This window comes from Thalassospira sp. A3_1, from assembly GCF_017744215.1.
GTDB classification, from domain to species: domain Bacteria; phylum Pseudomonadota; class Alphaproteobacteria; order Rhodospirillales; family Thalassospiraceae; genus Thalassospira; species Thalassospira lucentensis_A.
The window spans coordinates 321432-346097 of sequence record NZ_JAGHQQ010000002.1 but is presented as its reverse complement, the minus strand read 5'-3'; the positions used below and the strand labels follow the sequence as shown (position 1 = coordinate 346097).

25 protein-coding genes are annotated in these 24666 nt (G+C 55.8%); 11 read left to right on the top strand and 14 right to left on the bottom strand.

The window, feature by feature from the left end:
- Positions 1-118: 118 nt before the first annotated feature.
- The 5 genes from J7395_RS08600 to J7395_RS08580 all read right to left on the bottom strand — a co-directional run bounded on the left by J7395_RS08600 (position 119) and on the right by J7395_RS08580 (position 6124).
- Positions 119-1282 carry a Gfo/Idh/MocA family oxidoreductase gene (locus tag J7395_RS08600; protein WP_062958672.1) on the bottom strand — a complete coding sequence of 388 codons (1164 nt, stop codon included), beginning with the start codon at positions 1280-1282 and terminating at the stop codon, positions 119-121.
- A gap of 36 nt (positions 1283-1318) precedes the next feature.
- Positions 1319-2374: a sugar phosphate isomerase/epimerase gene (locus J7395_RS08595; protein WP_062958673.1), complete on the bottom strand. Its 1056-nt coding sequence runs from the start codon at positions 2372-2374 to the stop codon at positions 1319-1321.
- A gap of 157 nt (positions 2375-2531) precedes the next feature.
- The gene (locus tag J7395_RS08590) at positions 2532-3500 is read right to left on the bottom strand and encodes an ABC transporter substrate-binding protein (RefSeq protein ID WP_209221210.1); all 969 of its coding nucleotides are present in this window, start codon (positions 3498-3500) and stop codon (positions 2532-2534) included.
- A 64-nt stretch (positions 3501-3564) separates the two neighbouring features.
- Positions 3565-4578 (bottom strand): ABC transporter permease, encoded by a 1014-nt coding sequence (locus J7395_RS08585; protein WP_062958675.1) that lies wholly within the window; start codon positions 4576-4578, stop codon positions 3565-3567.
- Complete coding sequence (locus J7395_RS08580) at positions 4571-6124, bottom strand: sugar ABC transporter ATP-binding protein (protein ID WP_209221209.1); 1554 nt, start codon at positions 6122-6124, stop codon at positions 4571-4573. Before J7395_RS08580 ends, J7395_RS08585 begins: the two co-directional genes overlap by 8 nt.
- Before the next feature lie 186 nt (positions 6125-6310).
- On the opposite strand from J7395_RS08580, the gene J7395_RS08575 reads away from it, so the two are divergent.
- Positions 6311-7342, top strand: coding sequence for a LacI family DNA-binding transcriptional regulator (locus J7395_RS08575; protein WP_209221208.1), 1032 nt, complete (start codon positions 6311-6313; stop codon positions 7340-7342).
- 13 nt (positions 7343-7355) lie between these two features.
- On the opposite strand, the gene J7395_RS08570 is transcribed toward J7395_RS08575, so the two are convergent.
- From J7395_RS08570 to J7395_RS08560, 3 genes are all read right to left on the bottom strand, one after another.
- A complete protein-coding gene (locus J7395_RS08570; protein WP_209221207.1) occupies positions 7356-7841 on the bottom strand; it encodes a VOC family protein in 486 nt (161 codons plus the stop codon).
- Between the two features lie 128 nt (positions 7842-7969).
- A complete protein-coding gene (locus tag J7395_RS08565; protein ID WP_209221206.1) occupies positions 7970-8572 on the bottom strand; it encodes a TetR/AcrR family transcriptional regulator in 603 nt (200 codons plus the stop codon).
- Between the two features lie 7 nt (positions 8573-8579).
- Positions 8580-9053 carry a nuclear transport factor 2 family protein gene (locus J7395_RS08560; RefSeq protein WP_062949580.1) on the bottom strand — a complete coding sequence of 158 codons (474 nt, stop codon included), beginning with the start codon at positions 9051-9053 and terminating at the stop codon, positions 8580-8582.
- Positions 9054-9574: 521 nt separating this feature from the next.
- Here J7395_RS08560 and J7395_RS08555 point away from each other — a divergent pair.
- Together J7395_RS08555 and J7395_RS08550 are read left to right on the top strand one after the other, a co-directional pair.
- Entirely contained in the window at positions 9575-10672 is a 1098-nt protein-coding gene (locus J7395_RS08555) for a carboxynorspermidine decarboxylase (RefSeq protein WP_062958678.1), read from the top strand.
- A gap of 51 nt (positions 10673-10723) precedes the next feature.
- Positions 10724-11965, top strand: a complete 1242-nt coding sequence (locus tag J7395_RS08550) for a saccharopine dehydrogenase family protein (protein ID WP_209221205.1) — start codon at positions 10724-10726, stop codon at positions 11963-11965.
- Between the two features lie 54 nt (positions 11966-12019).
- Here the strand turns inward: J7395_RS08550 and J7395_RS08545 are convergent, their stop codons facing one another.
- The gene (locus J7395_RS08545) at positions 12020-12457 is read right to left on the bottom strand and encodes an Lrp/AsnC family transcriptional regulator (protein WP_209221204.1); all 438 of its coding nucleotides are present in this window, start codon (positions 12455-12457) and stop codon (positions 12020-12022) included.
- 213 nt (positions 12458-12670) lie between these two features.
- Here J7395_RS08545 and J7395_RS08540 point away from each other — a divergent pair, with 213 nt between their 5' ends.
- Complete coding sequence (locus J7395_RS08540; protein WP_156484567.1) at positions 12671-12916, top strand: hypothetical protein; 246 nt, start codon at positions 12671-12673, stop codon at positions 12914-12916.
- A 77-nt stretch (positions 12917-12993) separates the two neighbouring features.
- Positions 12994-14148, top strand: a complete 1155-nt coding sequence (locus J7395_RS08535; RefSeq protein WP_209221203.1) for an iron-containing alcohol dehydrogenase — start codon at positions 12994-12996, stop codon at positions 14146-14148.
- Positions 14149-14243: 95 nt separating this feature from the next.
- Here the strand turns inward: J7395_RS08535 and J7395_RS08530 are convergent, their stop codons facing one another.
- From J7395_RS08530 to hmgA, 4 genes are all read right to left on the bottom strand, one after another.
- On the bottom strand, positions 14244-15497 hold the full coding sequence (locus tag J7395_RS08530) for an SIR2 family protein (protein ID WP_209221202.1): 1254 nt from the start codon (positions 15495-15497) through the stop codon (positions 14244-14246).
- Positions 15498-15686: 189 nt separating this feature from the next.
- Positions 15687-16337 carry a maleylacetoacetate isomerase gene (gene maiA, locus J7395_RS08525; RefSeq protein WP_209221201.1) on the bottom strand — a complete coding sequence of 217 codons (651 nt, stop codon included), beginning with the start codon at positions 16335-16337 and terminating at the stop codon, positions 15687-15689.
- The gene (locus J7395_RS08520; protein WP_209221200.1) at positions 16334-17353 is read right to left on the bottom strand and encodes a fumarylacetoacetate hydrolase family protein; all 1020 of its coding nucleotides are present in this window, start codon (positions 17351-17353) and stop codon (positions 16334-16336) included. The genes maiA and J7395_RS08520 overlap by 4 nt, the downstream gene beginning before the upstream one ends.
- 64 nt (positions 17354-17417) lie before the next feature.
- Positions 17418-18797, bottom strand: coding sequence for a homogentisate 1,2-dioxygenase (hmgA, locus tag J7395_RS08515; protein WP_209221199.1), 1380 nt, complete (start codon positions 18795-18797; stop codon positions 17418-17420).
- A 79-nt stretch (positions 18798-18876) separates the two neighbouring features.
- Between hmgA and J7395_RS08510 the strand changes: the two genes are divergently transcribed.
- Entirely contained in the window at positions 18877-19314 is a 438-nt protein-coding gene (locus tag J7395_RS08510) for a MarR family transcriptional regulator (RefSeq protein ID WP_209221198.1), read from the top strand.
- Here the strand turns inward: J7395_RS08510 and J7395_RS08505 are convergent.
- Complete coding sequence (locus J7395_RS08505) at positions 19271-20191, bottom strand: IclR family transcriptional regulator (protein ID WP_209221197.1); 921 nt, start codon at positions 20189-20191, stop codon at positions 19271-19273. The genes J7395_RS08510 and J7395_RS08505 overlap by 44 nt on opposite strands.
- A 187-nt stretch (positions 20192-20378) precedes the next feature.
- Here J7395_RS08505 and J7395_RS08500 point away from each other — a divergent pair, with 187 nt between their 5' ends.
- The 5 genes from J7395_RS08500 to J7395_RS08480 all read left to right on the top strand — a co-directional run bounded on the left by J7395_RS08500 (position 20379) and on the right by J7395_RS08480 (position 24206).
- Positions 20379-21437, top strand: a complete 1059-nt coding sequence (locus tag J7395_RS08500; protein WP_209221196.1) for a TRAP transporter substrate-binding protein — start codon at positions 20379-20381, stop codon at positions 21435-21437.
- On the top strand, positions 21434-21970 hold the full coding sequence (locus J7395_RS08495) for a TRAP transporter small permease (protein WP_209221195.1): 537 nt from the start codon (positions 21434-21436) through the stop codon (positions 21968-21970). Before J7395_RS08500 ends, J7395_RS08495 begins: the two co-directional genes overlap by 4 nt.
- Complete coding sequence (locus tag J7395_RS08490; RefSeq protein WP_209221194.1) at positions 21970-23283, top strand: TRAP transporter large permease; 1314 nt, start codon at positions 21970-21972, stop codon at positions 23281-23283. Before J7395_RS08495 ends, J7395_RS08490 begins: the two co-directional genes overlap by 1 nt.
- Before the next feature lie 337 nt (positions 23284-23620).
- Positions 23621-23902, top strand: coding sequence for a hypothetical protein (locus tag J7395_RS08485; protein WP_209221193.1), 282 nt, complete (start codon positions 23621-23623; stop codon positions 23900-23902).
- Positions 23903-24020: 118 nt separating this feature from the next.
- On the top strand, positions 24021-24206 hold the full coding sequence (locus tag J7395_RS08480; protein ID WP_209221192.1) for a hypothetical protein: 186 nt from the start codon (positions 24021-24023) through the stop codon (positions 24204-24206).
- The last annotated feature ends 460 nt before the right edge of the window (positions 24207-24666 follow it).

The following is a 24666-nucleotide window of genomic DNA, read 5'->3' as shown; positions in this document are numbered from 1 at the left end:
GGCCGCTACCATGCTGGCGGCGGCCCGATAGCCTGGCACAGGATCAGACGGGAAGAACCCAAAAACGGAAACAGAATGTCTGGTTTATTTTCCCGGATAATACCCGGGCAATAACCGTTTAAATCTTGGTCCAGACCGCGCCGCTCTTTGCAGAACGTACCACTGCCTCGACAAATTTCATGCCTTTGACACCTTCATTAATGCCCGGGATCAGCATCGATGCCGGATCGGCCTTGCCATTGGTAATCCGCGCGATCAGTTGATCGGCGAAATCGGTGTAAAGATTGGCAAAGCCTTCAAGATAACCTTCCGGGTGGCCCGGCGGCACACGCACGCCGCGCAAACCTGCCGATCCGATTCCCGCCCCGCCGCGGGTCATCAGCTCCGGGCGACCATCAAGCGGGCGGAAATGCAGGTGGTTCGGATGTTCCTGCGCCCATTCAATGCCGCCCTTGTCGCCATAAACCCGAAGCCGCAACCCGTTTTCATGGCCAATCGCCACCTGGCTTGCCCAAAGCATCCCGCGCGCGCCATTGTCGTATCGCAGCAGGATCTGGACATTGTCGTCAAGCTTGCGGCCCGGCACGATGGCATCGATATCCGCACACAGTTCCGAAATCTCAAGCCCGGTGACAAAATCGGCAAGGTTATGGGCATGCGTTCCGATATCACCCAACGCCCCGCCCATCCCGGCCTTGGCCGGATCGGCACGCCAATGGGCCTGCTTGTTGTCGGTATCCTCGACACGCGTTGCCATCCAGCCTTGCGGATATTCAACCTGCACCAGACGGATATCGCCAAGCTTGCCATCACGCACCATCTGACGGGCTTCGCGCACCATCGGATAGGCGGTGTAATTATGCGTCAATGCGAACAGAAGGCCGGTTTCGCGCACCTTGGCCGCCAGCAATTCGGCCTCTTCAACATTCAGGCAAAGCGGCTTGTCGCAAATCACATGAATACCGGCATCCAGCATCGCCATGGCGGCCGGGAAATGCAGGTGGTTTGGCGTGACAATCGCGCAGGCATCAATGCCATCCGCGCGCGCGGCTTCCTGTTTGGCCATGTCGGCAAAACTGTCATAGGACCGGTCCGGTGCAATAAACAGTTCCGCCGCCGACGCGCGCGCAATATCGGGCTTGGACGACAACGCCCCCGCAACCAGTTCATACCGGTCATCCAGACGCGCCGCAATGCGATGCACCGCGCCGATAAACGCCCCCTGCCCGCCGCCAACCATGCCAAGGCGGATGCGCCGCGCCGGATTTTTCGTCTCAGTCATGTCAATCTCCGTCCTGAATGGTTTTCTGCCCCCGACTTAATCAAGCCCCAGCAGACGCCGATTGGTGGCCTCGTCAGCACCGCCATCGGCGAAATCGTCAAACGCCTTTTCGGTCACGCGGATAATGTGGTTGCGAATGAAATCCGCCCCTTCGCGGGCACCGTCTTCGGGATGTTTAAGCGCGCATTCCCATTCCAGCACGGCCCAGCCATCAAAATCAATCGCCGCAAGCTTCGAAAAGATCGCGCCAAAATCAACCTGCCCGTCGCCAAGCGACCGGAACCGCCCGGCACGCCCGACCCAGCCCTGATAACCGGAATAAACGCCCTGCCGCCCGGTCGGATTGAACTCGGCATCCTTGACGTGGAACATCTTGATCCGGTCGGCATAGATATCGATGAAATCCAGGTAATCCAACTGCTGCAAAACAAAGTGGCTCGGATCATAAAGGATGTTGCACCGCGCGTGGTTCTTGACCCGCTCAAGGAACATCTCGAACGTCACGCCATCAAACAGGTCCTCGCCCGGATGGATTTCATAACAGACATTGACGCCATTTTCCTCGGCCACATCAAGGATCGGCAACCAGCGTTTTGCCAACTCATCAAACGCGGTTTCAATCAGCCCGGCCGGGCGTTGCGGCCACGGATAGACATAAGGCCAGGCAAGCGCACCTGAAAATGTCGCATGATCGCCAATGCCCAGATGGCGTGACGCCCGGATCGCGGCCTTGACCTGATTGACCGCCCATTCCTGGCGCGCCTTCGGGTTGCCGCGCACTTCGGGGGCGGCAAAACCGTCAAACATCTCGTCATAGGCCGGATGAACCGCCACAAGCTGCCCCTGCAGATGCGTCGAAAGCTCGGTAATCTCGATACCATGCTCGGCCAGAATGCCCTTGGCCTCGTCACAGTAATCCTTGCTTTGGGCAGCCTTTTCGACATCGAACAGGCGCTTGTCCCAGCTCGGGATCTGCACCCCCTTATAGCCAAGCGACGCCGCCCAGCGTCCGATATTGGAAAGGCTGTCAAACGGGGCCTCGTCCCCGGCAAACTGGGCAAGGAAAATCGCCGGTCCCTTAAGCGTTTTCATACTGACCTCGTGTGGTTTTTTCCGGGTGGCCCGGATGTCATCTGGTGACGAAAGTGATGTAAAATTCGAACCCCGCCCGGCCTGTCGTGACAGGGCGGGGTTCCTTCTGCTTGCTCGCGTTTATTCAACAACGCCAATTCGCATCAGAACGGCCGGATCAGAACGGGCTATCCGGGAAATAGAAGTTCTCGGCATTTTCCTGGGTCACGACGGTCGCGCCCAGAATGTAACGGCCTTCGACCGCCGCATTGGAAACGAACTTCATCGCAGTAATATCCATCGCGGTTGCGATCATCGATGGCGGATACAGAACGTCAATCGGGGTCAGTTCATCGCCATCCATCACGCGTTTGATGATGTCCTTCATGCCAGCCCCACCCACGATGAACATTTCATCGGTCCGGTCGGCCTGCTTGACGGCTTCGATCACGCCAAGCGCGATGTCATCATCCTGCGCCCAAACAGCATCGATTTCCGGAAAACGCGACAGGAAGTCCTGCATGACTTCATACCCGTCATCGCGGTTCCAGTTGGCGTGCTTCATATCAAGGACCTCGATATCCGATCCTTCGATTTCCTTCATGAAACCTTCGACGCGTTCTTCGTCAACCACGGTCGGAATGCCGCGCAGGATAACGATCTTGCCTTTGCCACCCAGACGATCCTTGATGTATTCGCCCGACACACGGCCGAGTTCCGGGTTGTTACCCGCAACATAAACATCCTCGATCCCCGGCAGGGAAAGACCACGGTCAACCACGGTGACAAACTTGCCCGCTTCCTTGACCTGCTGGACCGGCACGGTCAGCGGATCGGATTCAAACGGCAGAACCACCAGTGCATCGATATTCTGAACTGATACCAGATCTTCGAGATCGTTGGCCTGTTCGCCCGCACCATTGGCGGTAACAACGATGATATCAAGGTTCGGATAGGTCGCTTCAAGGCGCTTTTCGGCCTGTTCCGCGTGGTAGTTCAGACCACCGGCCCAGCCATGGGTCGCCGCCGGGATCGAAACCCCGATCTTTACCTTTTCCTGTGCCAGTGCCGTGGTCGATGCCAAGGTCGATGCAAGACCAAGACCCACAACGCAGGCCGCCCCGAGAAACTTTGTAATCGTTTTCATTCAAGCTTCCTCCTGATCAAAAAATGATTCTGTACGTCATCTTGAGCCGGACGTTGATCGCCGGTTATTTGCTTTTCTTGCGTCGCCAGTCCCCGCGTTGCAGGAACACGGCAACGATAATGATCAAGCCCTGAACAGCCCCGTTCAGGTAATTGCTGATCGCGTCAGTAAGGTTAAGGATATTGCCAATCGTGGTCAGCATGATCGCACCAACCACCGTGCCCCAGATGCGGCCATAACCACCCTTGAGCATCGTGCCGCCGATGATCACGGCTGCGATGGCTTCAAGTTCCCAAAGAACACCGGTCGAACTGGATGCGGAACCAAGGCGGGGCACATAAATGATGGTCGCAATCGACACGCAAAGCCCCTGAATGACATAGGTCATCGTCTTGACCCGGTCGACATGGATCGCGGAATAACGCGCAACCTGCTCGTTCGAGCCGATGGCAAAACATTTCCGCCCGAACGGCGTCATGTTCAGCAACACATAACCGGCAACCGCCACCGCAAGGAACACCAGAACCGGCACCGGAATGCCCAGCAATTCGCCGTAATAAACCGGGCGATAGGTCCCGCGCACCTCGAAATCCAGCGAAAGCGTGCCGCCGTCGGCCATATAGGTCACAAGCGATCTGTAAATCCCCATCGTGCCAAGCGTCACGATAAAGGCCTCGATCTTGCCCTTGGTACTGACCAGCCCGTTGACCGCCCCGGCCCCGATGCCAAGAATGATGCTTAACACGATCCCGATCAGAACGGTTTCAAGCCCCGGTCCAAGCGTTTCGACCAGCGTATTCATCACGACAATCATCGCACCGGATATGAACGCCGCCATCGACCCGACCGAAAGGTCGATCCCGCCCGCCGTGATCACAAAGGTCGCCCCGACCGCGATAATGCCGATGAAAGCCGCACGGGTGAAAATATTCGAAAGGTTGCCACCACTCAGGAAGGCGTCATTGATCGCCGTTCCCAGAACAAACAGCACCACAAGGGCCATAAACGGGCCAAGTGCCTTGAAATCGATGGAAAAACGGGGCGAGGCACTTGCCTCGCGGCGCTCAAGGCTACTCATGAACAGACACTCCCTCCTGGCCTGATATTCCTGTCGCGTGCCGCATGATTTCATGTTCGTTGCGGTCGTTTCCTTCAAGAATGCCGGTAATGCGTCCGGCCGCCATGACCGCGATGCGGTCCGACAGGCCAAGCATTTCTGGCATTTCCGACGACAGAAGAATGACGGATTTTCCGCGATCGGTCAGACCGCCAATAAAATGGTAAATCTGGCTTTTGGTGCCGATATCGATGCCGCGTGTCGGCTCGTCGATAATCACGATATCCGGATCGGTTTCCATGACCTTCGCCAGCAAAAGCTTTTGCTGATTGCCACCGGAAAAATCACCGACCTTTGCCTTGCGATCCGCCGCCCGGATATCAAACGCCTCAATCGCTTTTTCAAGCGCGGCTTCTTCCGCCTTGCGATCAACGATCACGTTTCCGAATTTTTCCAGCGCCAGCAATGTCAGGTTGGGCCGCATATCCATATTCAGCAACAACCCGCTGCCTTTCCGGTCCTTGGTCAGATAGGCGATGCCGCTGTTTTTGGCATCCTGCAAACTTGTGATCCGAACCGGCTTGCCATCGCGTTCAATCGTCCCCGACGATCTTTCGCGAAGGCCGATGATGGCTTCCATCAGGGCGGTCCGCCCCGCCCCGACGATCCCGGCGAAGCCAAGAACCTCGCCCTTATGCAGGTCGAAACTCGCATCACGCACCTGTCCGGGCACCGAAAGATCGCGCACCGATAAAACAATCGGCGCGCTGGTATCCGATACCCGATGCGGGAACATCTGTTTGATGTCGCGTCCGACCATCAGGCGCGCCATGTCATCCTTGCTCAGGTCAACCACCGGCTCGGTCACGATGTGGCGGCCATCGCGCAGCACGGTGACACGGTCGGCAATGGCTTTGATTTCATCAAGCTTGTGGGAAATATAAAGGATCGCGACACCCTGTTCGCGCAAACGCCGGATCTGATCAAACAGGATTTCAACCTCGCGCCCGGTCAGAACCGCGGTCGGTTCGTCCAGGATCAGGATATCGGCCTTTTTGCTCAGCGCCTTGGCAATTTCGACCATCTGGCGATCAGATACCGAAAGATCACGAATACGGGTACGCGGATCGACATCGCATTGAAGCTGCTCCAGAAGCTTTTTGGTCTCGGCGCGCATCGCGGTTTTATCAAGGAACCAGCCGCGTTTGATTTCGCGACCCAGGAAAATGTTTTCTTCAACGGTAAGCTGCTCGGCAAGGTTCAGCTCCTGATGGATCAGGATCACCCCATGCCCTTCACCCGCCTCGCTATCGGCAAAACTGATGGATTTGCCATCAAGGACAAGCTCGCCCTCGGTCGGTTCGTGATAGCCCGAAAGGATTTTAACCAGTGTTGATTTGCCGGCACCGTTTTCGCCCAAAAGCGCGTGCACCTCACCCGCATGCAGATCGATGGACACATCGAAAAGCACCTGCGCCGGGCCAAATGATTTGCAAATCTTCCGGCCGGAAAGACGTACCTCGCCCCCGATACCGGGATTAACGGCATGAACAGCCGCATCCGTCATTTATGTAGCCTCCCTAGCGTCGCATTGATGCGATCAACTTTTGATTGCCTCTTGTGTAAACGTTTTCATTCATTATGTAAACCTTTACATTTTTCATATGGTGATGAAAATCACACCGGTTATCAGGGCCATTACCGCGCCATCAATGCCGCTGGACAGCTTGCAAGCGGCAGAGTAGGAAGAAGAATGATCGAAAAAATCGCGACGATTGAAGATGTTGCCGAACATGCCGGGGTATCCATTGCCACCGTCAGCCGTGCCTTGCACAAACCCCATGTGGTTTCCGAAAGCACGCGCGAAAAAGTGCAAACCGCCATCGCCGCGACCGGTTATACCGCCAATGTCATGGCCCGAAACCTCCGCCTGAACCGGTCTGGCATGATCCTTTTGCTGGTCCCCGATATCGGAAACCCCTTCTTTTCGGAAATTCTGTCGGGAATCGAACAGGGCGCCAGCAAGGCGGGCTACAACGTCCTGATCGGCGATACCCAGAACGAACCCGAACGCGAAGCCACCTATGCCGCCTATCTGCGCAGCAATCAGGCCGACGCCATGATTCTGCTGAACGGGCGCCTTCCGGCACCGCTTGCCAATACGCCGCGCGGGATCATTCCGCCCGTGGTCATTGCCTGCGAACGCATTCCGGGCTGCAACCTGCCGACCGTGATCATCGACAATGAAAAGGCCGCCTATAGCGCGACAAAACATCTGCTGGACCTTGGTCACAGCCGCATCGCTCATATCGCAGGCCCCGCCAGCAACATCCTGACGACCGACCGCGTTGCCGGTTATCGCCGCGCGCTTTCCAGCAGTGGCATCGAAGTCAACCCGTCCCTGATCTATCGCGGCGATTTTTCGATTGAATCGGGGATTTCGGCGGCCCGTGCCCTGCTTAAAGACAGCAAAAACCGCCCGACGGCATTTTTCTGCTCATCGGACGGTATGGCAATCGGCGTCATTGTCGCGGCCAAGGAACTCGGCCTTCGCGTGCCCCACGATGTATCCGTCGTTGGTTTCGATGATATTCATCTGGCCGCCAATTACGACCCGCCGCTCACAACCGTGCGTCAGCCGCGCCGACGATTGGGTGAACAGGCGATTTCGCTGCTGCTTGCCCGGCTTGATAAAACCGGAACCATCCCGGAACCGGCGGAAAATCCGGTCATTGTGCCAACCGAACTGATCGTCCGCCAAAGCACCGGCCCCTGCCCCGCCTGATCACAAAACCGGATCAGCGATTGGCGATCTTCTGCCATTCTTCATAAACCGAACGTGCCCGATCTTCGTGATCGTCACTGTATTTCGGCTGATCGGCGGCAAAGATTTCAAACCGGATGCCGTTCGGATCACGGATGAACAACCGGCGCGATTTCCCGTCATCCTCGTTATGGTAAACCACCTTGTGCTGGAACAAATGGTTCTGCCAGGCAATCACATCACGCGGCGTATCGCACCGAAGCCCGATATGAAACACGTCATTGGGCATGTCGGGATCATCGGGATACGGTCCCGTATCGGCTGGCCAGTCAAAGAATGACAGCCGCGTTCCATCAGAAAGCGCAAAGGTGATCAGCAGAAAATCGCTTTTCCACGACGGACTGTAACCGCTTTCGGCATGAACCAGCCGGGCCTTCAGAACACGGGAATAAAAATCATCCGTCGCCGCAAGATCGCGGGTCGGAAAGGCCAAGTGATCGACACTGACGGGTGCAGGCATGGACGCCTCCTCATTTGTCGCTTGGGTGATTTAAATCATTATAAAACTTAGTCATCGCATCCCGATGATCAAGGGCCGCACGGTCGGCAATTTGTCATTTTTTGATACCGTGATGGTATCACACCCCGTCAGGATCCCGTGTGCCCGTTTCCCAGATCGCGCCCCTGATCCGGCCCCGCCAGCAACCCGGTTTCAACCCGCGCCATGGTGCGCTCAAACACCGCCGTATCGTCCAGCGCGCGCGATAAAACAAGCGCCCCCTGGATCGATAAAATCGCATCTTCGGCAATGTCCGATGCCCGGTCCGCATCATGCCCGATCCGCACAAGCGCCTGCTGCAACGAACGCTGCCAGACCGCAAAATAATCGCGGATTGCGTCTGAAAAACGGTCACGCACATTATCAAGCGCAAACGCCCCGATCAGGCATACCCGCTTTCCCGACCAGAAATAGGTCGCAACCGAACGGCACATTTCCAAAATCGCCGCCCGTGGGTCATCCCCGTCACGCAGCGGCTTGTAAACCGCGTCCTCGAACCAGCCATCGATCTCGCGAAGCACTTCGGATGCCATCTGCTCTTTGCCACCGGGAAAGAAATGATAAAGGCTGCCCTTTCCCAGACCCGTCCGGCTGGCAATCAGCGAAAGGCTCGCCCCTTCATAGCCATACTCGCGGAAAATCTCCGCAAGGACGGGAATAACATCGGAACGCTCCGCGATAATCTTTGGCATGGCTTACTTATAATCCCAGATCAGACAGGCCCGGATGATCGGCCGGGCGCGGCCCCGAACGGTCCCAGAAGAATTTGCGGTCTTCTTCGCGGATCGGCATGTCATTGATGCAGGCAAACCGGCGATGCATCTGGCCATTCTCGGCAAATTCCCAATTCTCGTTGCCATAGGCCCGATACCAGTTCCCGGAATCATCGCGATATTCATAGGCAAAACGCACCGCGATCCGGTTGCCGTCATGCGCCCACAACTCTTTGATCAATCGATATTCCAGTTCCTTGTTCCATTTGCGGGTCAGAAAGGCAATGACCTCCTCACGACCATTGGCAAATTCCGCACGGTTCCGCCAGATCGTATCGGGCGTATAGGCCAGCGACACCCGCGCCGGATCACGGCTGTTCCAGCCATCTTCGGCCATGCGGACTTTCTGGATTGCGGTTTCCCGCGTAAAGGGCGGCAGGGGTTGGCGTAGCTCACTCATCGTCGGCTCCATCAGCTTTATTGTACCAATCGGTAAACAATTATCCATTCGGTACAAAAAAGCAATAGCACAGATGCCATCGCGGGCTTTTTGCCCCGCAACCATGCAAAATCCGTGATTTGGTGATAGTGTTGGAAATCCGGCTTGCGCAAAGCCCCACCGGGCAGGCCCAAGTTTCACGAAACGGAAACCTGCATCTGATCGCCGCCTGTTTCCCTATGGAATCAAACTGTTACCCTTGCAAATCCTGCATCAAAAGGCCCAAAGGCCCCGGTAATTTAAAGGCCACGCGATCAGACAATGTGGTCACACTGTTGACCCGTATGCGCCCCGCTGCTATTGGGTCGCGGCGCATGCGATACAGGCACAAAGTGCCTTCGCATCGATGGTATGAAATTCGTTGGCGCAAACCGGGCTTGAATGCCGAACCTTGCGGGGAATGTTTGCCGGTCGACGGACGTTTTCCGTGTTGTCTTTTCGGTCCCTGAAAACAGGGCCTTCGGTCGAGGAACCAGAATACGATGCCGCATACGCCTTATTATCTGATCGATAAATCGAAACTGCTGCGCAACATGGAAAAGATCGCCTATGTGCGCGAACATTCCGGCGCAAAGGCGTTGCTGGCATTGAAATGCTTTGCGACCTGGTCGGTCTTCGATTTCATGTCGGACTATATGGATGGCACGACGTCCTCGTCGCTGCACGAAGTCAAACTGGGCCGCAAGAAATTCGGCAAGGAAACCCATGCCTATAGCGTGGCCTATGCCGATTCCGAAATCGACGAAGTGATCGAAAACGCCGACAAGATCATCTTCAATTCGATCAGCCAGCTTAACCGCTTTGCCGATGCTGCGTCCGGCATCGTGCGCGGTCTTCGCCTGAACCCGCAGGTTTCAAGTTCCAGCTTCGATCTGGCCGATCCGGCCCGCCCGTTTTCGCGTCTTGGCGAATGGGACGTCACCAAGGTCGAGGCCGTCATGGACCGCATTTCCGGCTTCATGATCCACAATAACTGCGAAAACGCCGATTTCGATCTGTTCGACAAAATGCTGGGCGATATCGAAACCAAATTCGGATCGCTTCTCTCGCGCGTTGAATGGGTCAGCCTCGGCGGCGGCATCCACTTCACCGGTGACAATTACCCGCTTGATAAATTCTGCGCCCGCCTCAGGGCCTTCTCGGAAAAATACGGCGTTCAGGTTTATCTCGAACCGGGCGAAGCCTCGATCACCAAAAGCACCACCCTTGAGGTCACCGTGCTTGATACGCTGTTTAACGGCAAGAACCTTGCGATTGTCGATAGCTCCATCGAAGCCCACATGCTCGATCTTCTGATCTATCGCGAAACCGCCAAGATTGAGCCGAACACGGGCGATCATGCCTATATGATCTGCGGCAAGTCCTGCCTTGCCGGTGACGTTTTTGGCGAATTCAATTTCGCAAACGAGATCAAGGTCGGCGACCGTATCTCGGTACAGGATGCCGCCGGTTACACCATGGTCAAAAAGAACTGGTTCAACGGTGTCGGCATGCCGTCCATCGTGATCAAGGAACTCGACGGCAGCGAACGCGTTGTACGTGAGTTCACCTTCGATGATTATGTTTCGAGCCTTTCGTAAAAAGGCGCTTTGGGTTTCATCTATTCGTAAAAAGGGAGTTTTTGGCCCGAAATGAAGAAGAATGTTCTGATTATCGGCGCAGGTGGCGTCGCACAGGTGGTCGCGCATAAATGTGCACAGCATAATGATGTGCTTGGCGATATCCATATTGCGTCGCGTACTGCGGAAAAATGCCAGAAAATCATCGACAGCATTCATGAAAAGAAAAACCTGAAGAATGCCGGCACGCTCGAAGGTCATGCGCTTGACGCAACCGATATCGATGCCACCGTCGCATTGATCAAGAAAACCGGCTGCGAAATCGTCATCAATGTCGGCTCCGCCTTCATCAACATGCCGGTCATGTCGGCCTGCATCAAGGCGGGCGTTGCCTATCTCGATACCGCCATCCACGAAGAACAGGACAAAATCTGCGAAACCCCGCCATGGTACGCAAATTACGAGTGGAAACGCCGTGAAGAATGCGAAAAGGCCGGTGTCACCGCGATTCTGGGCGTCGGTTTTGACCCGGGCGTGGTCAATGCCTATGCCAAACTGGCGGTCGAGGATTACTTCGACAAGATTGACTCGATTGACATCATCGACATCAATGCCGGCAGCCACGGCAAATATTTTGCCACCAACTTCGACCCAGAAATCAATTTCCGCGAATTTACCGGCACGGTTTATTCCTGGCAAAACAACGCCTGGCAGGAAAACAAGATGTTCGAGGTCAAGAAAATCTGGGACATGCCGGTTGTCGGCGAAAGCCAGACCTTCATGACCGGCCATGACGAGGTTCATTCCCTGTCACAGAACCTTGACGTCCCCAATGTCCGTTTCTGGATGGGCTTTGGCGATCATTACGTCAATGTCTTCACGGTCCTGAACAATATCGGCCTGCTGTCGGAAAAACCGGTCACAACGGCCGAGGGCCTCGAAGTCGTGCCGCTCAAGGTCGTCAAGGCCTGCCTGCCGGACCCAAGCTCGCTGGCACCCGATTATACCGGCAAAACCTGCATCGGCGATCTGGTGAAGGGCAGCAAGGACGGCAAGGAAACCGAAGTCCTGATCTATAACGTTGCCGACCACAAGGACGCGTACGAGGAAGTCGGAAGCCAGGGCATTTCCTATACCGCTGGCGTTCCGCCGGTCGCAGCCGCCATGCTGATCGCCACCGGCGAATGGGATGTGAAAAAGATGGCCAATGTCGAAGAACTGCCATCCAAACCGTTCCTGAACCTTCTGAACAACATGGGTCTTCCGACCCGCATCAAGGACGCCAATGGCGACCGTGCGCTTGATTTCGCCTAAGCCATAATCCTGATGATCCAAAATGCGAACGGCGGGCTTTGATGCCCGCCGTTTTTATTTAAGCGACCCCAGAACCGCGAGGCTCTCATAGCGCTTGATATAGGGTTCATGAAAAACCCGGTCCACGAACGCGCTATATTCATCCATGTCGGCAACCTGAATGCGCAGGACAAAATCATGCGCCCCGGTCACGTGATGGCATTGCACGACTTCGGACATTTTGCCGAATTCCTCGCGCATCAGCATATAGCGATCCGGCCGGTCGCGATCCATGGTCAGCAACACGATGATCATCATCCGTTTGCCAAATACCTTGGGCGACACAATCGCAACGTCGCGTTCGATCACACCGGTTTCGCGCAAACGCTGCACCCGGCGAAGACACGCCGCCGATGACAGCCCCACCTGTGCCGATAATTCGGTTCCCGTCAGACGACTGTTCTGCTGCAACAGTTCCAGCAGGCGATAGTCGAATTTATCAAGTTCAGTCAAAATGCCCCTGCCCCAAACGCATGGTCGTCAATACGCCCGAAACAATGACCGAACCGGGCCGATAAGAAAAATCGTTTTTACGCAAAATTTGCGGAAATTTCGCACGCTTTTGCGATCTTTGCGCACCGAAGTCGTCAAAGGCGGGCTAGTTTTTACCTGTGTTCGAAACCGATTTCGAACCTCATTAGCAAAGCAAACTAGCGAGCCAGCATCATGACAATGCACATCACGACCAACTCCCTCGCCGCCACCGCCCCCCATGCCGGGTCGACCGCGAATGCGTCGTTCGGCAATGTTGTCTGGCGCTGGCTCGTCCTTTCGATCCGCCATATCGCAACACAGCGCAAAATCGCGCGTGACGCCGCATGGCTGCGCCAGTCCCCGAACGCCATTCTGCGCGATATCGGCATCAATCGCGACGAGATTGATCAGACCTGCCGACATGGCCGCCTGAAATAGCGTCTTGCTGCCGGGCCGGATCCACGGCACCCTTGCTGTCAAAATAAATGATCAGTCAGGGAAGCTAGGGAAGCCAGATGTCCGATTTCATCTTCGAAACCACCCCGCGTGCGATCTGCCGGTTTGGCGGTGCACAGGAACTTGGTAAACTGTGTGCCGAAACCGGGGCAAAACGCGCCTTCATCCTAAGCGACCCCGGCCTTGAAAAGGCCGGGCTGACATCGGGCCCCTGTGCGTCGCTTCGCAAGGCCGGGATTGATTATCTCCTCTGGACCGGTGTGCAGGCCGACCCGCCCGAGGAAAGCATCCTTGAAGCCACCCGCCACGCACAGGAATTCGGTGCCGATATTATCATCGGGCTGGGCGGCGGCAGTTCGATGGATACCGCCAAGCTGGTGGCACTTCTATGCGGCAAACCGCAAAACCTTGCCGATATTTACGGGATCGGTCTGGCGACAGGCCCGCGCCTGCGTCTGATACAGGTCCCGACGACGGCTGGCACCGGGTCCGAAGTCACCCCGATTTCCATCGTCACCACGCCGACATCGGAAAAGAAGGGTGTCGTCTCCCCCCTGCTTTATCCCGATCTTGCATTGCTTGATGCCGAACTGACCATGGGGTTACCAGCCCCGATCACGGCGGCCACGGGCATTGATGCCATGGTCCATGCGATCGAGGCCTATACGACAAAACACAAAAAAAATCCCCTGTCCGACAGCCTCGCCATCCGGGCATTACAACTGATGACAGCCCATATCGACGACGCGGTTTCGGCCAATCCCGGCCGTGCCGCGCGCGAGGCAATGTTGCAGGGATCCATGATGGCCGGAATGGCATTCGCCAATGCCCCGGTGGCGGCGGTCCATGCGCTGGCCTATCCGCTGGGCGGGCATTTTCACGTGCCGCACGGATTATCCAATGCCCTCGTCCTGACCGAGGTCCTTAAATTCAACCGCGATGCTGCGATGCAGCATTATGGCGAACTCGCCACTGCCGTCATGCCGGACCAGCGTTTTTCCAACGATGCCGAGGCCTGCGACGCCTTCATCGCCTTTATCGCGGCAATGGTCGCGCGCATGCCGTTTGCGCAAAAACTGCGCGATGTCGGTGTCGCACAATCCGACCTTGATATGCTTGCGACCGATGCGATGAAAGTCGAACGGTTGCTGATCAATAACCCGCGCGAGGTCACGTTTGACGATGCCCGCGCGATTTACGCCCGCGTTCTTTAGGGGCTGCCTCTAATCCTTCGGCTTTGCAAGATCGGGATGGGCGCGGGCAAACGCCAGGCACCGTTCGGCAATGGGATTGATTATGGTCAGGTGACCTAAAGCCATGGACTGTGGTGGAACACGACACTGTCAGCGTCTTCTAGATCTGAGAGATGATGTTTCGCAACCCTCATGGATTGAGGATGGGCATCAGGGTTATTCGTCACAAAATCCAAGAAATCATCCAGCAAAAGCAATTCTCTCTCACAATCAAAAGCAAAATACTTTGGGATTTTCACCCCCTCGTCTCCTGCTTCGAGATGTGAAACTAGACCATTAATGTAGCCTGTGATGTAAGCAACATTTGAAAAGTTGTTATGCTCCTCATTTTCCAAGAGTATTTGCTCATACTTTTCAACAAGGGAGCACACCCTTGCGAAGTTAGAATACTCACCAGAAAAGCGCATTTTCATGATTCGCTGAAGTGCATGAATCACACCATCTTGATACGTTAATGAGTATATAATTTGCGGATGAACTGATGGCTTAACATTTTTACATGCATTGTCGTGCTCTTCTAGGAACTCGTATAAATTATTTGCTGACGATAAATAATGTTCGTCTGGTATCAAAATCCCTTCTTCAATAGCCCGCTCTTTAAGAAGCTCAATGAAGTAGGTGCCATCAGTCACAATTGGTATCAGGCCATCCTTGAGAAACTTCTCAGCCTCATCTTCGAACGGGGTAACTACATATGCTTGACGGTGGAAATCAGCCATCTGCTTCTTTACAAAGCCGTATAGCTCTTGAAAATCGCTATCGCGCAGCGAGTATCCAACAAAGATAAAAGTTTGGGTCGCTAATAAGGTCTTTAACAAACCACCGATCAACCCCTTACCAAGAGACTCTGCTCGCGCTTTGTAATCATCTTCGGTGGCCACGATAGTTGAGAGGTTCTCAATCGAGCCGTGAATTTTCAACACTCGCCGTTCTGCTACTTCCCAAAATGCTAGATCTTGATCGAGTACAAATGGCGTAGCGTGGCTGAATTGCTCGAAGTAACTATCCCAATTTGTTGTAACAATATTTGAGATTGTGAATAGCGTACCAGTTTCCTTGTGAAATCGTGTTGCACACCCCTGAATCTCTGGAAATGCATCAACATTCTTGAACCGATCTCGGACCTCTTGAAGGAGCTTAATCCTTCCATTCGGTTTTTGACAAAACCGTTGCATTACCTCTGGAAAGCTCAGTTCTTCATCTTCTAGCCCAAGCTGACTTCGAATTTTTTCGAACAAGCTATACGGTAGAACGTTTTTAGATTCTGTACTAATACCAGCCCCAGCAAAAAGAGTTACCTTTCCACTCAAGACTTCCTCGACTAAGTCTTCGGGGAGGCTAACGTCTTTCTTTCGCTGACATTCAACGCAATCGCATACCTTCTGATGTCTCGCCAAATTGGTTCTCCCGACCTGTGGCGCCAATTCAGCGTACTTCATCACGGATACTGTGAAATGTCACTTATCCGATGAAATGCAGATTTCTAAAACTGGAACAAGTTATCGCGGGCAGCGGTCTGGATGGGCGCGTGCAAACGCGTCCATCGCAAGGCAGCGCTCGGCAATCTGGTTGATCATCGGAAGGTGGCTTAAATCGACCTCCCACCGCCGCGCATTATAAATCTGCGGAATCAGACAGATATCGGCCATTGATGGCCGATCCCCATGGCAAAAGCTGCCCGTGCCCGGATGGTCCAGAAGCCGTTCAAACGCTTCAAGCCCCTCGCCGATATATTTCCCCATCCATGCCAGCCGCACCTTCGCCGGGTCTTCCCCGTGGGCTTCGGCCTGCTTCATGATATTGCCGACAACACCCAGATTACAGACCGGGTGAATATCCATCGCAATCGCATGTGACAACGCCCGCACCCGTTGCCGCCCCACCGCATCCTTCGGCAGGAAACCCGCATGGCTGCGGGTCTCATCCAGATATTCGATGATTGCGAGTGACTGCGTCAGCACAAGCCCGTCAATCTCAAGGGCCGGTACCAACCCCTGCGGATTACGCTCACGGAAATCAGGCGCTTTATGCGCCCCCGCCAAAAGGTCAACCGCAACGGATTGATACGCCATATCCATCAGCGAAAGCGCAATCCTGACCCGATAGCTGGCCGAAGACCGCCAATAATCATACAGGATGACGTCGCTCATGCTTCGTACTTCACAACGCTCTGGTCAATCGCGCCAAAAATTGATTGGCCGCTGGCGTCAAGCATCTCGATCCGCACCCGGTCGCCAAACTGCATGAACGGCGTTTCCGGTTTGCCGTTTTCAATGGTTTCGATCATGCGGATTTCAGCAATGCAGGAATATCCCGCCCCGCCCTGTGCCACCGGCTTGCCCGGCCCACCGTCAAGCTTGTTGGAAACCGTGCCCGACCCGATGATCGATCCGGCACAAAGCGGGCGGGTTTTCGCCGCATGTGCGATCAATTGCGCAAAATCAAAGGTCATATCGACCCCGGCATTGGCGCGCCCAAACGGTTTGCCATTCAGATCAACACAAAGCGGCAGATGAACCTTGCCCCCATCCCACGCATCGCCAAGTTCGTCCGGCGTGACCGCCACCGGCGAAAAGGCCGAGGACGGCTTGGACTGGAAGAAACCAAACCCCTTGGCAAGCTCGCCGGGGATGAGGCCCCGCAAAGACACATCATTGACCAGCATGATCAAACGGATCGCATCACGCGCCTGATCAATCGATGCGCCCATCGGCACGTCACCCGTGATGACGGCAATCTCGCCTTCCATATCAATGCCCCATGCCGTATCGGCCATGCGGATATCATCACGCGGCCCCAGGAAACTGTCCGAACCGCCCTGATACATCAGCGGATCGGTCCAGAATGTTTCGGGCATTTCCGCCCCGCGCGCCTTGCGCACCAGTTCGACATGATTAACATAGGCCGACCCATCCGCCCACTGAAACGCCCGCGGCAGGGGTGAATGCAGCTTGGTTTCATCAAGCGCGAAACGTTTGGCAATCGTCGATCCGGCGGCGATTTCATCGGCCAGTTCGCTCAGTCGCGGCGCAACTTTATCCCAGTTATCAAGCGCTGCCTGCAATGTCGGCGCAATCGCACTGGCATCGACATATTCGCCAAGGTCTTTGGTCACCAGAACAAGCTGGCCGTCACGGGTGCCGTTTTTAAGGGTTGCAAGTTTCATCGGTTTTTATGCCTCCGGCATTCCTGTCGTTAAGTCCTGTGATGTTCTTTTTACCGGTCGCCGTTTACGGGCGACCTTCCGGCGTGCCATCAAATTTGCGTTCCAGCCCGTCCCAGCACTCAAGATAATCATCCTGAAGGGTCTCAAGCTCGGCGGCAAATTTCGTCAATTGCTGCGGAAAACGGGTTTCAAACATGAAGGCCATGGTGCCATCCAGCTTCTGCGGGCCAAGCTCCCCGTTTGATGCCTTTTCAAACCCGAACGCATCGGGCCCATGCGGCAGCATCATGTTATGCAGGCTCATGCCACCGGGGACGAAACCCTTTTCCTTGGCATCATACTGACCACAAATCAGCCCCATGAATTCCGACATGATATTGCGGTGATACCATGGCGGGCGGAAGGTATGCTCCGCCACCATCCAGCGCGGCGGGAAGATGACAAAATCGATATTTGCCGTTCCGGCCTCGCCCGATGGGGCGGTCAGCACGGTAAAGATCGACGGATCGGGATGGTCAAACAGGATCGCACCCACCGGCGAAAACGTCCGAAGATCATATTTGAACGGCGTGTAATTGCCATGCCACGCCACCACATCCAGCGGCGAATGCCCGATCCCGGTTTCATGGAACTGCCCGCACCATTTGATCAGGATACGGCACGGCGTTTCCTTATCCTCATAGGCCGCCACGGGTGTCTTGAAATCACGCGGATTGGCAAGGCAGTTGGCGCCAATCGGCCCGCGTTCCGGCAGGGTGAATTTCGCCCCGTAATTTTCGCAGACATAACCGCGTGCACCGCCCTGAATCCCGGGGGTCAGGATCGACACCTTGAACATCATGCCACGCGGGATCAACGCGATTTCAAGCGGCGCGACATCCATGATGCCAAGTTCGGTAAAAATCCGAAGCGTGCCGCTTTCGGGCACCACCAGCAATTCGCCATCCGCATTGAAAAAATAGTCATCCACCATATCGGTGTTGCACACATATACGTGGCTTGCCATGCCGGTCTGGGTCATGGCGTCCCCGGCCGTGGTCACCGTGCGCATACCGGAAATGAAATCGGTGGGTTTGCTTGGCATCGGCACCGGGTCCCAGCGCAACTGACCCAGTGCAAGGCTATGGTCATTCACGCACGGGGCCGTTTTCCATTCCGGAAGGGCAAAGGATTTGAACCGCCCGTTATGGCGAACGCTGGGCCGCATGCGATACAGCCACGACCGTTCATTGGTGCCGCGCGGCGCGGTAAAGGGTGACCCCGAAAGCTGTTCGGCATAAAGGCCATAGGCGCATTTCTGCGGGCTGTTCTGCCCCTGCGGCAAGGCACCGGGCAGACTTTCGGTTTCAAAATCATTGCCAAAACCGGGCATGTAACGCAGATCGTTCGCAACGCCGTTTGCAGCATTTCCGGCGGTTCCAGTCGTAACCTTGTGATCCGTCATTGCCTTTTTCCTACCAGTCTTCGATATAGTTACATCCGTAACTGTAATTTTTGTAACTATCAAACAGCCTTTTAAAGCCATGAAATCCGAAAAATCCGAATTCGATCTGCACCGCTTTCTGCCGTTTCTGATGCATCACGCCAGCGAAAAGGTCAGTCTTGGCTTCCGCGATATCTATCGCGACCGATACCGGATGACGCGATCCGAATGGCGGGTTCTGGCAACCCTTGGGCAATATGGCCGACTTACCGCGACCGAAATCGTCACCCATACGGGCTTGCATAAAACCAAGGTATCACGTGCCGTTTTTTCCATCGAACAACGCCGCTGGCTCCGACGCGTTCAGAACGAAAATGATCGTCGCGTTCATCGCCTTGAACTGACCTCGCAGGGCCAATCGGCCTTTCAGTCACTGTGCGAGGCGGGCATTGCCTATGACAAAAAGGTCCGCGATTTTCTGGGCGATGCGGATTTCAAACGCCTTTCCGACCTCCTGACAAAGCTGAACGATCTTTGATGGTCCCTGTGACATTTCCTGTGACAGTTGCTGTTTGACTGTCGTCGGCCTCATCGCGCGGCTGTCCGCCCCAGCTTTGGGTGAAATCGGCAATCGCGCGCAAAAACACGTCAAAGGCCGGTTGCCCCGGCTGAAAATAATTGGCCTTGGGATTCATCAGCGTCACACAACATGCCACCGCCCCGTCCAGATTATAGACCGGCGCACTGATCGCCGATAAACCCGGCACGATATCGCCTTCGATCACCGCCGCACCGCGTTCGCGCGTTTCGATAATCAACCGATCCACCGTGGCATCATCCCAATGCAGGATATCCTGCTCGGCCCGGATGACATGCTCAATCGCCCCACGCGGCATGGTCGATAAAAACGCCTGCCCGGTGGCCGACCTCAATAACGGCATCACCGTACCAAGCCCCATGGTCGATATGATCGGCGGCCCGCCATGTTCGGTCCGGATCAGGACCGGCCCGCGTTCACCCCAGATCGCCAGATGCCCGGACGACCGCAAATCAATCGCCAGATTGCGCAAAAGCCTTCCGGCGCGCATGACAACATCATTGCGTTCAATCGCCGAAATGCCCATCCGCAACGCCATCGGCCCCAGGCCATAAAGCCCGGTCAGATCATCCTGCCAGGCAAGACCGATCCGCACCAGGCTCGCCAGATAGCGATGAACCTTCGCCGGTGGCATATCCACCGCCGCCGCCAGATCCTTTAACGGCACCGGGAATTTGAAGTCGCACAATGCCGCAATGATCACGCCGCTGACCTCGACCGACTGAATGCCCTTGCGCGTATCCGCCGCATCAACCGCGTCCGAAATATCGATGTCGCTATCGGCAACCGGGATGTTTTTCGATGGGGCTTTGGTCAAAATTTACCTGCATAAATTTCATATTGCGTAATTGATTATATATATCATAATTCCAATTCAAAGAAAAAACAGCACTCCACACCGATGATCAGAAAGTGGAAAGCCCATCAGCGGCCGTGATGCGCCCTTGGCACCGGACCGATCAAAAGCACGATCAAACACATGATCAGAAAACAGGGAGAGGAACATGAAACCGATGAAACTTCGCAACACACTGCTTGGGCTTCTGGCCGGGGCAACCATTCTGGCCGGTGCGGGCATGGCCCAGGCCGCCGACATCACGCTGAAGGTCAGCCACTATCTGCCGCCAAGCCACGGCTTCCAGAAAGACTTCCTCGAAAGCTGGGGCAAGGAACTGTCGGAAAAAACCAACGGCAAGGTCGAAGTCGAAATTTATGACGCGACATCGGCCTTTGGCAAAATCGACCGTCAGGCCGATCAGGTCCGCGCGGGCGTGATGGATATGGCCGTGGGCCTGAACGGTATCCCGCGTGACCGCTATCCGGCCGCCTCGATCATTGAACTGCCGTTTCTGGTGAAATATGCCGATTCCGGGTCTGAAACCCTTTGGACGCTTTACAAGGAAGGCCTGCTTGGCAGCGACTATAAAGACTTCAAGCTCCTTGCCCTGTTCACCCATCCGGGCGGCCTGATCCACACCCTTGATAACCCGGTTCGATCCCTTGACGATCTCAAGGGCCTGCGCCTCAGAACGCCAAGCCCGGCGATTTCGGCGATGCTGGAATCCTTTGGCGCATCCCCGGTCGGCCTGCCGCCATCGGCGATTTACGAAAACCTGCAAAAGGGCAATATCGAAGGTCTGGTTGCCACCTGGGATCTGGTCAACGCGGTCAAGGCCAACGAACTTCTGAAATATCACACCGATGCTGCGGCCTATACCGCCGGCTTCTATTTCGTGATGAACCAGAAAAAATATGACAGCCTGCCCGAAGATGTCCGTGCCGCGATTGACGAAATTTCCGGCGACGTCCTGGTCGGCAAATTTGGCGACTGGTGGACCAAATGGGAAGCCGTTGGCAAGGCCAACGCCGAACAGCACGGCAATGAAATCATCACGATTGATGACGCCACCCGTGCTCAATGGCAGGAAGCATCCCAGCCGATGATCCAGGAATATCTGGCCGGGCTGAAGGAAAAGGGCGTGTCCGACCCCGACGCCATCTATAAACGCGCGCAGGAACTGATCGCGGAATTTGATGCCAAATATCACGCTGGCGACAAATGACGCATCGCGCTGAAAAATCCGGTGGATCGCGGCTTTATGCCGCGGTTCACCAAATGGATCACTTGATGAACCGGCTGACCGACATTCTGGCCTTTGTCGGCATGGCGGCCCTGATCGGGGCGATTGCCATTGTGGTGATCGATATCATCTGGCGGCGCATTGGCGGGCAATCGCTGGTGGGGGCAGTCGACCTGACCCAGTTTTGCGTCATGGCCGCTGCATCATGGGCGATCCCCTATGCCTTTAGCGCGCATGCCCATGTCACCGTCGATCTGATCGGCAAGAACCGCCTTCGCATCCTGTTTAAAACCATTGATCGATTGATCCCGCTTTTATGCGCCGGGCTGATGGCCTTCCTGCTTTATCTGTCATGGGGCCGCGCGATGGAACAATGGACCTATGGCGATGTATCGCAAAACCTTGCGATCCCGATGATCCTGTTCTGGGCCTTCCTTCTGACCGGCATGGCGATATCGACACTGGTGTGTCTTGTGCAATTTCTAAAACTGCTTTTAACGGACGAGAAGAACTGATGGCGACGGAATGGGCGGGACTGATCGGGTTTGTGACGGCTCTCGCACTGGCCCTTTTGCGTGTACCGGTCGCGGTCGCAATGGCGGTTGTCGGCATCATCGGCACCCTGCTTCTGACCGACTGGATGTCGGCAAGCTACGTCATGGCAAGCCTCCCGTTCGAGGCCATATTCCCCTATGGCCTTTCGGTGGTGCCGCTGTTCATTTTCATGGGCGTGTTTGCCTCCCATTCCGGTCTCTCGGGCAATCTGTTTCGCGGCATCACCGCATTTTCCGGCCATCGTCCGGGCGGCCTGGCCGCGTCCAGTATCGGGGCAAGCGCGGTATTTGGCGCGATTTGCGGATCATCGCTTGCGACCTGTGCGACCATGGGCCGGGTCGCCCTTCCTGAAATGCGCCAACGCGGCTATGCCAAAAGCCTTGCCGGGGCATCGATTGCCGCGGGCGGAACCCTTGGCGTTCTGATCCCGCCTTCGATCCTGCTCGTGATTTACGCGCTCATGACCGAACAATCCATCGGTGCGCTGTTTGCCGGTGCAATGATCCCGGGCCTTCTGGCAACCGTGCTTTACATCATATCCATCCGCATTCAGGTCATGCGAAATCCTTCATTGGCCCCGGTCAGCGACTATGTCCCATGGTCACAGCGTTGGGGCGCCTTGCTGCGCATGTGGGATGCCATCGTCTTGATCGTTCTGGTGATCGGCGGGATTTATGCCGGCCTGTTCTCCCCCACAGAAGCCGCGGCTGTTGGTGCCGGTGGCGCATTGCTGTTTGCGTTCCTGCGCAAACGGCTGAACTGGACGGTTTTACGCACCGGCATTCGCGAAACCGCCGGCATGACCGGGATGATCTTCCTGATCCTGATCGGGGCGGCCCTTTTCAATTTCTTCATCGAAACCAGCGGCCTGACCCAGACACTGGTGGACTGGATCACCACGCAAGGGTACTCACCGCTGGTCGTGCTGATCGCCCTTCTGGTGTTTTACGTCGTACTCGGCTGCTTCATGGACAGCCTGTCCATGATCCTTCTGACGGTGGTGCCGGCATATGGCGTGATTACCGGCGTCGGCTATGATCCGGTCTGGTTTGGTGTGGTTCTGGTATCGGTCGTTGAAATCGGCCTGATCACGCCCCCGATTGGCATGAACCTGTTCATCATTCAGGGCGTGTCATCCGACATGACCATCACCACCCTGTCCCGCGGCATCCTGCCCTTCCTCGCCGCCGATTTCATCCGCGTCATCCTGATGGTCGCCATCCCCGGTCTGGTCCTGTGGCTGCCGCATCTTCTGGGGTTTGGCGCTTACTAGGCTCACACCCCGGTGTAACCGCTTTCGACCCACGCCGGAAACCCGCCCCAACCCCGGACAAGGACAACAGCATCATCGATGGCAGGACACACCCAACCGGATCGTCATTCCCGCGAAGGCGGGAATCCAGCCTCTTTCAATGGGCCATGGATTCCGGGTCTACGCTGCGCTTCGCCCGGAATAACGATTTGATCAATCACCAAGCCAATCCAGCCCCCCCGCAGCCCCCGGCATCGCCAAACGCCACCGACCGGACGGCCCCCACTGCCCCGAACAAGCACCCGCCGCTCTCGGTTGCCCCCCCGAAACGCACCTCAAAGGGCAACGGCGTTGTCGCATGGCAGACACAAATCCCGCCATCGATAACCCACGTTTCGGCATCTCCGAACGCACCATCGGCCCGCTGACAAAGCACTTTCAACAAGATCGTCATTCCCGCGAAGGCGGGAATCCAGTCTCTTTCAATCGGGCACGGATTCCGGGTCTGCGCTCCGCTTCGCCCGGCATGACGATTTTGATCAACCACCAAACCAATCCAGCCACCCCGCAGCCCCCGGCATCGCCAAACGCCACCAACCGGGTGGGCCAGACGAAAGCGGACAGGACGAGACGGGAATGAACTGAACCGGGCAGCACCAGACCGGCCTTGCCCCAGTCCCCGCCGCCCCAAACAAACACCTCTGGCTTTCGATGAACACAGAAAACGCACCTCACCCCAAAGGCAAGAACGTTGCCGCATGGCAGACCCACGTCCCGCCATCGATGATCGGCCTCTTGGCATGTCCGAACAATCCATCGGCCCGCTGGCAACCAATCCCGGCACCCCGGCCAGCCGATCCCGTGCCGATCCAATCCGGGCGCAATTCGGGCCCGCTGATTCTCGGCATTGTCACGCTTCACCGACCGGACTGGCCCCGGACTGAACCGGACCGGACGAAGTTGGTCCCGGCCCCCGCTGCCCCAAACACACACCCTTGCCCTAAGGGCACATCTCTCCCGTCATGATAAACACCCGTTTTTCGTAAATTTCCGACGCCCTCACGGCCCGGATGCACCACCGCCGTAATGACTTTTCCATACGCCATTGACGTCCCTTTGGCGATACCGCCGTCGTCCTTTCAGACGATCAGATCGCTGCCCCATCATCATCCCATTCCTGTTTTGCCGCCCGAAACGCAAAAACCCGCAAAAGCGAATCACGCTTTGCGGGTTTTGTCTCCGGACCCATTTGTCCTGTTGACCTTATCTTTATGCCACAACAAAAAGAACAAATCAAGAACTTTTTACAAAAATCCGGAAAAAATTCCCACCCAAAGCTCAGCACGGCTAGAATGTTATTTTTTTCAATAACTTGGGCAGGCGCAATTTAATCCGCCTGCCCTG